8 protein-coding genes are annotated in these 10,943 nt (G+C 39.0%); 5 read left to right on the forward strand and 3 right to left on the reverse strand.

Translation table 11 applies throughout. From position 1 onward, the window contains the following. Nucleotides 1-333 (reverse strand): TatD family hydrolase (locus B2V92_RS22815; RefSeq protein ID WP_293312449.1); only part of this gene is annotated, 333 nt, incomplete at its 3' end. Nucleotides 334-422: 89 nt separating this feature from the next. Beyond that, nucleotides 423-3,341 (reverse strand): excinuclease ABC subunit UvrA, encoded by a 2,919-nt coding sequence (gene uvrA, locus B2V92_RS22820; RefSeq protein ID WP_293312450.1) that lies wholly within the window; start codon nt 3,339-3,341, stop codon nt 423-425. Between the two features lie 233 nt (nt 3,342-3,574). On the opposite strand from uvrA, the gene B2V92_RS22825 reads away from it, so the two are divergent. From B2V92_RS22825 to B2V92_RS22845, 5 genes are all read left to right on the forward strand, one after another. Further along, complete coding sequence (locus tag B2V92_RS22825) at nt 3,575-4,246, forward strand: DUF1361 domain-containing protein (protein ID WP_293312451.1); 672 nt, start codon at nt 3,575-3,577, stop codon at nt 4,244-4,246. Nucleotides 4,247-4,292: 46 nt separating this feature from the next. Then, nucleotides 4,293-4,856, forward strand: a complete 564-nt coding sequence (locus tag B2V92_RS22830) for a hypothetical protein (protein ID WP_293312453.1) — start codon at nt 4,293-4,295, stop codon at nt 4,854-4,856. 16 nt (nt 4,857-4,872) lie between these two features. Further along, nucleotides 4,873-5,706 carry a hypothetical protein gene (locus B2V92_RS22835; RefSeq protein WP_293312455.1) on the forward strand — a complete coding sequence of 278 codons (834 nt, stop codon included), beginning with the start codon at nt 4,873-4,875 and terminating at the stop codon, nt 5,704-5,706. Nucleotides 5,707-5,736: 30 nt separating this feature from the next. Further along, on the forward strand, nt 5,737-6,870 hold the full coding sequence (locus B2V92_RS22840) for a helix-turn-helix domain-containing protein (RefSeq protein ID WP_293312457.1): 1,134 nt from the start codon (nt 5,737-5,739) through the stop codon (nt 6,868-6,870). A gap of 149 nt (nt 6,871-7,019) precedes the next feature. Then, the gene (locus B2V92_RS22845; protein WP_293312459.1) at nt 7,020-9,401 is read left to right on the forward strand and encodes a TonB-dependent receptor domain-containing protein; all 2,382 of its coding nucleotides are present in this window, start codon (nt 7,020-7,022) and stop codon (nt 9,399-9,401) included. Nucleotides 9,402-9,583: 182 nt separating this feature from the next. Here B2V92_RS22845 and B2V92_RS22850 read toward each other — a convergent pair whose 3' ends face one another. Further along, entirely contained in the window at nt 9,584-10,627 is a 1,044-nt protein-coding gene (locus B2V92_RS22850) for a ferredoxin--NADP reductase (protein ID WP_293312461.1), read from the reverse strand. Nucleotides 10,628-10,943: the final 316 nt, after the last annotated feature.

A 10,943-nucleotide genomic window follows, 5' to 3' on the forward strand; every position in this document is an offset into this window, starting at 1 on the left:
GTCCTGCTGAATAGCCAATGTGGTTTTATCCCAATACAGATCGATCCCAATTTCGCCAATGGCATAAATTTTCCTTCCGGCAATACTTGCATATATTTCATCCAGCAGTGTCAGATAATCTTCTTTTACGTCGCAAGGGTGCAAACCGGCCATTGCAAAACAATTTTCAGGATATTTTGCTACCAGATCATCAATCATGGCAATCGATTTTACATCAACATTGGGCAAAAACAAACGCTTCACATCATTTTCAAAACAGCGTTCCATTAACTGGGCCTGTTTCTCGGCATCCTGCTCGTAATATAAATGGGTATGGGTATCAGTGAAAATCATTTTTTTGATGTATGATGGATGATGTAAAATGCATAATGGATTAGACAATTAAACCTCCGACTTCGGTCTTTCGTACCTCCGACTTCAAACTACTTTTTCTTTTTAGCTGTGCTTTTCTTAGGCGTTTTAACTTCTGACTCCGGACTTCCGACTGCGGACTGCGGATTCCATTTCATTTCCTTTTTCAAAAACTTTCCGGTTAAACTGATCGGGTTTTGGATTAAACCTTCGGGTGTACCTTCAAATAAAATCCTTCCGCCGCCTGCGCCGCCTTCTTCACCTAAATCGATCACCCAATCGGCAACTTTAACTACATCCAGATTATGTTCGATCACCAAAATGGTATTTCCTTTATCAACCAGCTCCTGCAATACACCTAAAAGCACATTAATATCTTCGAAATGAAGTCCGGTTGTTGGTTCATCCAAAATATAAAATGTTTTCCCGGTATCTTTTTTCGAAAGTTCTGTTGCCAGCTTTACACGCTGTGCCTCCCCTCCCGATAAAGTAACCGACGATTGTCCTAATGTGATATAGCCCAAACCAACATCTTTTAAGGTTTTGATTTTCCGGTAAATGATCGGAATATTTTCAAAGAAATTGCAGGCATCTTCGATACTCATATCCAATACATCACTGATCGATTTTCCGCGGAAACGCACTTCCAAAGTCTCCCTGTTGTATCTTCTTCCGCCACATTCTTCGCAAGGAACCTGTACATCGGGCAAAAAGTTCATTTCGATTACCTTTAAACCTGCACCCTGACAGGTTTCGCAACGGCCACCTTTTACGTTGAAAGAAAAACGGCCGGGTTTGTAACCACGTATTTTCGCTTCTGGCAACTGAACAAACAAGTTTCTGATATCAGAAAATACCCCTGTATAAGTAGAAGGGTTAGAACGTGGTGTTCTACCGATCGGAGCCTGATCAATTTCGATAACCTTATCAATTTCTTTTAAGCCATTGATTTTTTCGTAAGGCAAAGGTGTTTTTTTGGCCCTGAAAAAATGGTGGTTTAAAATCGGATATAAAGTTTCGGTAATTAAACTCGATTTACCACTGCCCGAAACACCGGTTACCGCAATAAATTTACCCAATGGAAAATCGACCGAAACCTCTTTTAAATTATGTCCGGTTGCTTTAATGAGCGACAGTTTATGTCCGTTGCCTTTTCTGCGTATTTTTGGTGTTTCAATCTGCCTTTTGCCATTTAAATAATCGGCAGTTAGGGTATTCGATTTTAAAATCTGCGCGGCAGTTCCTTCGGCCACTACGGTACCACCATGGATACCAGCACCAGGACCAACATCAATTACCCAATCGGCCTCCAAAATCATATCCTTATCGTGTTCTACCACTAAAACGGTATTTCCGAGATCGCGGAGATTTTTAAGGGCATTGATCAAACGTTCGTTATCGCGTTGGTGCAAACCGATACTCGGTTCATCGAGGATGTACATTACATTCATCAACTGCGAGCCAATCTGCGTAGCCAAACGGATACGTTGCGCTTCGCCACCCGAAAGTGTGCGGGCAGTTCTATCTAAAGTTAAATAGGTTAAACCCACATCGGTTAAAAAGCCGATCCTAGCTTTAATTTCTTTTAAAATTTCCTTTGCAATAATATTCTGACGGTCTGACAAACGTTCATCAACTTTTTCGAACCATTGATGAAGGTTGTTGATATCCATCGACGAAAGTTCGAAGATATTTTTACCATCAACCTTAAAGTGCAGACTTTCTTTTTTCAAACGGGCGCCGTGACACTCCGGACAGGTTTTCAGTTTCCTGAATTCGTCCATATCATCCGATGCAGATTCGCTTCTTTTTTCGTTCTGCTCCTCAAGCATTTTAATAATACCATCAAAAGTGATATTATAATTCTGAACGTTCCATTTATTGTATTCCACCTCAACCTTGATCAGATCGGGCGAACCGTTTAAAATGATGTTGATTACTTCGTCGCTTAATTTTTCGATCGGGGTAGAAAGTGAGAAACTGTATTTTTTGGCCAAAGCTTTTAAAACCTGGAACATCCAGATATCGCGGTATTCGCCCAAAGGTGCCAAACCGCCATTTAAAATACTCAGTTTCGGATTCGGGATAACCGATTCCTTATCCACCACGAAAATATAACCCAAACCATCGCAACGTTCGCAAGCACCATAAGGCGAGTTGAACGAAAAGCTGTTCGGTTGTGGCTCATCGTAAGAAATACCCGTGGTTGGGCACATCAAGAACTTACTAAAGTGGGCTACGTTATTATCCTTATCGCTGATTTTGATTACACCTTTACCCATTTTCATTGCCGTTTGCAACGAATCGAGCAGGCGTTTTTTATCCTTTACATCAATGATCAGGCGATCGATTACCACTTCGATATCGTGGATTTTATAACGATCGACCTGCATTTTAGCGGTAATATCCTTAATCTCCCCATCTACACGCACTTTTACATAACCTTGCTTACGGATTTGCTCAAAAAGTTCGCGGTAATGCCCCTTTCTACCCTTAACTACCGGAGCCAGGATATTAACGGCAATGCCATCAAATTTATTAAAAATATTCTGCAGGATCTGGTCTTCGCTCATGCGCTCCATTTTCTCACCGGTATTGTACGAGTAGGCATCGGCCACACGGGCGTAGAGCAAACGCATAAAATCGTAAATTTCGGTAATGGTACCCACGGTAGAGCGCGGGTTTTTACTGGTGGTTTTCTGTTCGATGGCAATAACCGGACTTAATCCCGAAACCTTATCCACATCAGGCCGTTCCATTCCTCCCATAAACTGGCGGCTGTAAGCGCTGAATGTTTCCATATAACGGCGCTGGCCTTCGGCATAAATGGTATCAAAAGCCAAAGAAGATTTACCGCTGCCACTTAAACCTGTGATTACCACAAGCTCGTTGCGCGGAAAACTAACATCTATATTCTTTAAATTATGTACCCTCGCACCATATACTTCTACATCTTTTTGCTCACCGAGGTCGATAGATTTATTGCTCATATTTTATTTAAAATTGGGGCCAAAACCAGGTTATAAAAAAGACCGGATTTCAATCCGCAAAAATGCTAAAAATTTTATCAAAATGAAAGTCTAATGCAATCTGTATTAAGGATTAAATGTCATAATATAAAAGCTATATTCTGAAATAAGAATCAGGCTTTTTTCCACATCATAAACGTTGCGGAATGAGCAATGGTTTTGTATTTTTAGAGAAAATAACGATCGCTAATCAAATGATAAACAAACTCAAAACACTGGGAAGGTTAAATATTACCATCCTGTTAATTGCAATGACTATATTTTGCTTTGCAATATCGATAACCAGGTCTCTAATTACAGACACAAAAGTTTTCCTGTTTCTGAACTGGAATTTATTTCTGGCACTTATCCCCTGGACGATCAGTTCTTTAATGTTGATCTATAACCTAAACAAAAAACTGCCTTTGGTTTTATTGATTATATCGTGGATTTTGTTTTTCCCCAACTCTCCGTATATCCTAACCGATTTGTTCCACCTTCGCCTTAATGGATCAGCGCCGGTATGGTTCGATCTGGTTTTGATCTTATCATTCGCCTGGACAGGATTAGTATACGGTTTAACCAGCCTGATGGATATCGAAAAAATGCTATCAAGCTATTTAAACCAAAAATGGATTAATACCATAATTGTTTCATTTCTATTTTTAGCTGGTTTTGGCATTTACCTTGGCCGCTATCTGAGATGGAACAGTTGGGACATTATCCAAAACCCACTCGGACTGGCCAGCGACATTATAGACCGTTTTATCAACCCCTTCAACCATCCCCGCACCTGGGGAATGACTTTGTTGATGGGCATATTGCTGAACATGATTTATTTTTCGATAAAATTTATAAAAGCTAAACCCGCATTGAAGAGCATTTGATCAAACTGCATATTTATTCTATTTCTAACGCACTCAACCTCACAAAATGGCATTAATACATTTTATATTCGAATTATTTAAAATCTTAATACAAAGTGCAATTTATTCTTCGATAATACTTTTCGGCATAAACAGCCTTGTAAAACCAAAACCGGGCAGTTTATTCTATTTTTTTAAGAATGAAAAAGCCTTAGCATGGGTATTGAGTTGGGTAATTATCTCTATCGGGTTACTTTTCTTCATGTTTTCCTACTATGGAGACCACGGACTGGGAGATAGCGCCAGAATTCCAATTGGTCATCACAGAGAAATCGGTCAAACCGATATCATGTCACATATCGAACCAAAGAATAAAGGCGTCATATATATAAATGAATTCATCATCACTGATGATTATGTTTACGGTACATTAGAGAAACATAATCTAGACCTAAATCAAAATTATTTTGTTTACGACCTGAAGTTAAATACTGTTCAGCTTTTCGACCAGATAATACCACTCAACTCTTTTTTAACTTCAAAAAATGTCAGTCAGGAATCTCCATACCAAACTTTTGGCGAACATTACAACCAATACTGGAACGGATGGCGGTTTTGGTTACTGCCTTAATTAAATCTTTCGCTAAATGACAACGCCCCGCAACAGATATTACATCTTAAATTACATTTTTGTGTTTTGTGTACTTATCCTTTTGGTTAACGATCACTATATCAAATTCAACTACACCGGTTGGTTAAGCGGAAAATTATCTGATGTGGTTGGGATAATCATATTACCCCTGATTTTAGCCTACATTTTCCCCAAACTTGATAAAGCAGCTGTAACACTCAGCGCCGTTTTATTTTTATTCTGGAAATCAGAATTTTCGCAGGGTTTGATCGATTTTTATAACCGGTATAGTTTTATCGGCACATCGAGGGTAATCGATTATTCGGATCTCCTGGTATTTATTTTTCTGCCTGTTCCATATTATATCATTAAATACATCAACCGCTTAGATCGTATTAAAATAAAGCATATCAATCCATTGGCTGTACTTATTCCCTCATTTGCGGTATTAATTGCCACCGCCCCTCCGGCACGTTATTATTACAATAAAAGCAATGCCGATCTTACCTGCTACAACTGCACCATCAGGGTAAATTATACACAGCATGAAATTCTTAAAAGGCTAAAGGAGCAGAACATTGCTTTTGATAGCATAACACCTTTAGAAAAATCACGCCTCACCCAAAACCAGGAAGTTAATTTCTACAAATTAAACCAGTTGATTATCGAAAAAGACACCTTGCGGGATCTTGAATTTACCATGCGCACCTTTAAAAACGGTAAAACCAAAATCTATTTCAGGGGAATGCACATCGCACACAGGCTAAGCGACGAAAAACTGGAAAAAACTTTAAAGGAATATTATAAAAAATTGGTGTTTAACGAAGTAAAGAGCCGGATAAACCATTAATATCTTCCTTAATCTATTTACTTTAGCTAAATGAATAAATTCGATTTCATTATCGGCACAGCGCTTATTGCCGTACTGGTCTCTGTATTGTTAGCCGTATTCCTGATTACCGTAAAAACTAAAAATAAACTCAGTAACAGGTTATTTGCCGCATTTATCCTCTTTAGTGCCGTAGATATCAGCGGTTTTTTTATTTATACTTATATCAATAATTTTCCCAATCTGGAAATTTTCAGGTGGACAACTTCCCTGCTCATCATGCCAGCCTTTTACCTTTATATTTTATCGGTATGTTATACAGGTTTTAGGTTAAAGTATAAACATTTATTGCACCTCATCCCTTTTGTAATCGCTAACCTGATTTTGATCCCCCATTTTTATTCGGCTGTTAACGAAAATAAAGATTACATATTTAGCCACGCTACACACACACCCGAAATGCTGTTTTTCAGGATACTTACCGAAGCACAGTTCTTTTTTTACATTACGGGGGCATTTATTGTTTTAAGGAGATTTCAGAAGATTTACCGCGAAAATTATACCGATGGAAGCACGGCAACCTACAAATGGTTAATGCAGATTACCGTTATCTCGCTTGTTGCACACGCAATAGTGCTGGTTAAAAATTTATTTAAATATACGGATGACGAGTTTGTTTTTATCCTGCTGAATGTGTTTGTTAGCTTAACGGCGCTAGCGATACTCTGCTGGTTTATACTAAAGGCACTCTATTACCCCGATCTTTTCAGAGGGGTTGATACCGAACTTCAACCTGTAGAAACCCTGGTCGCCGATCAACCGGTTACTACCCGTTTGGATCCCGCACTGGAAGAAAAAATAAAACTGATCAGGCATTACATGGAAAGCGAAGAACCCTATCTCGATCCTTCGTTAACTGTACAACAATTGGCCAGCCAGATAAAAATGCCTGTCCGCGATCTTTCTATACTGATCAACCACCATCTCAACCAGCATTTTTTTGATTTTGTAAACGAATACCGTATCAATAAGGCCAGCAAACTTTTAAAAGACCCTGCGAAAGTTAAATTTACCGTGCTCGAAATCTTATATGAAGTTGGTTTTAATTCAAAATCTTCTTTTAATACCGCATTTAAAAAATATACCGGCACCACGCCAACCCTATATCGTAATAACTCATTATAAGGCACTTACAAAAAAGTCGTACGTCTGTAAAAAAAGCCGTACCCTTTTTATCCGCACAAATGCGTTCGACTTTTTTTAGTCGGTCGTAGATCTGTTCTTTCTGCAGCAACTTGCATCATATTAATTTTTTAACCCCTAGAAAAGAATTTATGAACCGAGTTATTGCAATCATCTGTCTGTTATTCCCATTATCAGTTTTTGCACAGGTGCAACTAAAAGGAACTGTAAAAGATCATTTAAACCCGATTCCCGGTGCCAACATTATTATTGCAGACCTGCAGGGGAAAATGGTAACCGGAACCATTTCCAAAGATGACGGCACTTTCGAAACCAGTGTTAAAAGCGGCACATACAAAATCAGGATCGGCTTTATCGGTTATATCGATTGGGAGAAAGACCTCGAGCTGACCAAAAGCACCGATCTTGGGCCGGTAGTTTTAATAGAAGAAACCGGTAACCTAAAAGATGTTACTGTAGTTGGACGAAAACCAATTCTGGAACAAAAGGCAGACCGCGTAATCTTTAATGTGGAAAACAGCATAGCGGCAATTGGTGGTGGTGCTACCGACGCTTTACGTGCAGCACCGGGCCTCAGCATCCAGAACGGAAACATCAGCATGTTGGGTAAAAGTTCGTCAAGGGTAATGGTAAACGGCCACATGATCGAATTAACCGGCCAGGACCTGATCAATTATTTAAATTCGATCGCTGCAAGCGACATTAAAAATATAGAAATCATCAGCAATCCACCTGCCAGATACGAAGCATCAGGTGATGGAGGCATCATCAACATCAATCTTAAAAAGGGTGCCGTAAACGCCTGGAAAAATACCACAACTTTATCATACGATCAGAGCAGATACAGTGTTTATAGTTTGAGGAATAATTTTTTCTACAATAGAGATAAAGTTAGGTTTTCTGTTAATGCAGGTGGTAAACTGGGCAACATTAAAGGACGCGAAGATTTAAATACCTTTTATCCTAACGGACTGTGGGAACTGAACAGCACCACCAAACAAAAACAGGACAACCTTTCGGGAGGTTTAACATTCGATTACGATGCTTCGCCAAATACCATAATAGGCTTACAGTACAATGGAAATTACAATAATCCCGACCGGAACGATAATACCATTATTAAGATCGGCAACCAGAACCATACGCTCGATTCTACCTTGATCAACACGGGCCAGAATGATCTTCGTTCATCAAACCAGGCCTATAATGTACATCTGATCACCAAATTGGATACTGCAGGACGAAAACTCTCTTTTGACGCAGACTATTTTACCTATCAATCCAAAATCGATAATAATTTCGTAGCCACTTCCTTTTCGCCCGAAATGGCTTTCCAAAACATTAACCAATCAGCTAGAAACCTCTCTAACCAGGAAATTAATAACCTAAGTTTAAAAACCGACATGGAGCATGCGCTGAAATGGGTAAACCTATCTTATGGCGCCAAAATAAGCTTTACTAATAGCAGGGGCGATATACAATATTACAACACCATGAATGGAGGCTCACGACTAGATCCCAACCGTTCAAACAATTTCGATTATAAGGAAAATAACCAGGCGATTTATTTAAATGGAGCTAAAGATTTTAACAATAAATTAAGTTTACAACTGGGCTTAAGACTAGAAAACACACAAACCACCGGTTTTTCGGCCACATTGAACCAAACCAATAAAAACAACTACCTAAAACTATTTCCAACACTTTATTTCTCTTATAAAGCGAACGACAACCATACTTTTTTATTCAATTACGGCCGACGGATAAACAGACCGGGCTTTGAGGTATTAAATCCATTCCGTTCTTACCTGAACAGCAAAAGTTATTCGGAAGGAAATCCATTTTTACAGCCATCGTTTAATGATAATTTCGATTTCACCCATGTTTATAAAGGAAAATTAAGAACAAATGCCTTTTTTAATGTGGTAAGCAACGGTTTCGGCGTTATTTTCACCGCTAATCCTGAAAATAACACCCAGGTCATCAGCAGGCAAAACTATTATCGCGAATTTTACTACGGAATCGGCGAAACTTATTCTACTGACCTTACAAAATGGTGGCAGACCCAAAGCATGGCTTATTTGCTTGGTTCGAACAGTAAATTCACCAATGCAGCATTAAATTCAACACCAAACAACGGCATCCAGGCATATTTAAATACAAGCAATACCTTCTCGCTGGGTAAAACAAGCAAGTTACAGCTCGACTATTTTTACACATCTCCATTTAAAAGGGGTTTGTATAGCTATGGCAATATGTGGGGCATAAATTTAGCGGTAAAACAAAGCTTATTGAACAATAAGCTACAACTGGCACTTTTAGCAAACGATATATTCAATACATCTTACCTGAAAAATTATACTTCAGTTGTTAATGGCATTAAACAGGTATACAGTCAGAACAACAGCAACCGTTATTTCAGGGTTTCTTTAACGTATAGCTTTGGCAATAACAAAATCAGCGTAAAAGAGCGTGGGTTCGGGAATGATGAGGAAAGGAAAAGAACTAATTAACCGAGGTTCATTAGTTCAGTCGTCATTCGTTCATTGGTAAAACCTTAGCGTTCATTTGTTCACTGGTCATTAGTTCATTGGTAAAACCCACATGCTATACAAACGGTAAAAAGAACCAAATACCATGCTAACCAGTGAACTAATGACAAATTAACCAATGACCAATGAACCAGTGAACCAAATCACCATTCGATAGTTGTTCCGTTCTCAGTTGGGTGCCCGGTGCAAACCAGCACCCTTCCTCTTTCCAGTTCATCGTCGGTAAGCACTTCATTGTAATCCATTCTAACCGCACCTTTTGTGCAATTGGCTACACAAGTACTGCATACGCCCCCACGACAACTGTAAGGGAGTTTGATTTTATTTTCGAGCGCAACATCTAAAATTCTTTTTGGCCAGGGCACATCGAGATGGTACGTTCCGCCATTAAAATTCAATATAACCGAGTAGGTGTTTTTATCAACTACTTTTTCCGAGCTATCATCTTCATCAAGCTCATCTTCGGGAAGCACGAAAGTTTCGCGTTTGATCTGTTTAATATCGAAACCCATCCCCAATAAGGTAATGCGACACAGATCCATATAGATTACAGGTCCGCAGCTGTAAAACAGTGCATTTTCCCGTTCGAAATGTAAATGTTCTTTGATCAGTTTTTCGATATAAAATTTATTCAGTCTGGCTGTCATCAGGTTTTTACTGTTACTAAAAACCCAAACAATTTTTAACCTATCGGGATATTTTTCCTGCCATTCGCTCAGCTCATTGTAAAACAGCGTTTCTTCCATTGAGCGATTGCTGTACACCAAAGTAACCAACGATTTTTTCTCACGCACAAGCGCAGTTTTCATAATCGAAAATAACGGCGTAATGCCCACTCCAGCGGCGAAAAGAAAAAGATCACGTTCCAAATTTTCTTCCGGTATATAACTGAACAGTCCCTGTGGCTCCTGCGCAAAAAGAATATCGTTTACCGAAGTTTTATGATGCAAAAATCTCGAAATTTCACCATTCTCCACACGTTTTACGGTAATGGCCAAAGGTTCGTCTACATCAGGCGAACTATTAAATGAATAAGATCTCCTGATTTCTTTGTGCGTTCCCTGAAAAACCAATGATAGAAACTGCCCTGCCTGATATTTTGGATACTGTTGATCAACCTCCTCAAATTGAAAAGTAATATTATCGCCCGGTTGATTGATTATTTTATTGATGCGCAGCTTGAACATATTGCAAAGAAAGGAAATTGGTTTATTAGTTCAATAGTTCATTGGTCATTTGTTCATTGGTTAGCATGGTGCCGAAAAACCTCCGTGTTAATCCGTGCATCCGTGGCTAAAAAGTTCATTAGTTCATTGGCCATCCGCACATTGGTTAATCGGTTAATTGGTTAAATTGGTTAATCGAACAATACTTTTATTCAATAATCCACTGTCCACATGCGATCGTCATCCTGAACTTGTTTCAGGATCTACCTGATAGCATTATTCTCCATACGTATATATATTTTCCCCTCGTTAAAGATCCTGAAATAAATTCAGGATG

Origin of the sequence: Pedobacter sp. UBA5917 (assembly GCF_002432345.1) — a bacterium.
Lineage (GTDB): Bacteria > Bacteroidota > Bacteroidia > Sphingobacteriales > Sphingobacteriaceae > Pedobacter.

What these genes read in the sequence shown, in the direction of transcription:
- B2V92_RS22850 (WP_293312461.1), bottom strand. Translation starts at nt 10,627, where the DNA reads ATGTTCAAGCTGCGCATCAATAAAATAATCAATCAACCGGGCGATAAT.
- uvrA (WP_293312450.1), bottom strand. Translation starts at nt 3,341, where the DNA reads ATGAGCAATAAATCTATCGACCTCGGTGAGCAAAAAGATGTAGAAGTA.
- B2V92_RS22835 (WP_293312455.1), top strand. Translation starts at nt 4,873, where the DNA reads ATGACAACGCCCCGCAACAGATATTACATCTTAAATTACATTTTTGTG.
- B2V92_RS22830 (WP_293312453.1), top strand. Translation starts at nt 4,293, where the DNA reads ATGGCATTAATACATTTTATATTCGAATTATTTAAAATCTTAATACAA.
- B2V92_RS22840 (WP_293312457.1), top strand. Translation starts at nt 5,737, where the DNA reads ATGAATAAATTCGATTTCATTATCGGCACAGCGCTTATTGCCGTACTG.
- B2V92_RS22845 (WP_293312459.1), top strand. Translation starts at nt 7,020, where the DNA reads ATGAACCGAGTTATTGCAATCATCTGTCTGTTATTCCCATTATCAGTT.
- B2V92_RS22825 (WP_293312451.1), top strand. Translation starts at nt 3,575, where the DNA reads ATGATAAACAAACTCAAAACACTGGGAAGGTTAAATATTACCATCCTG.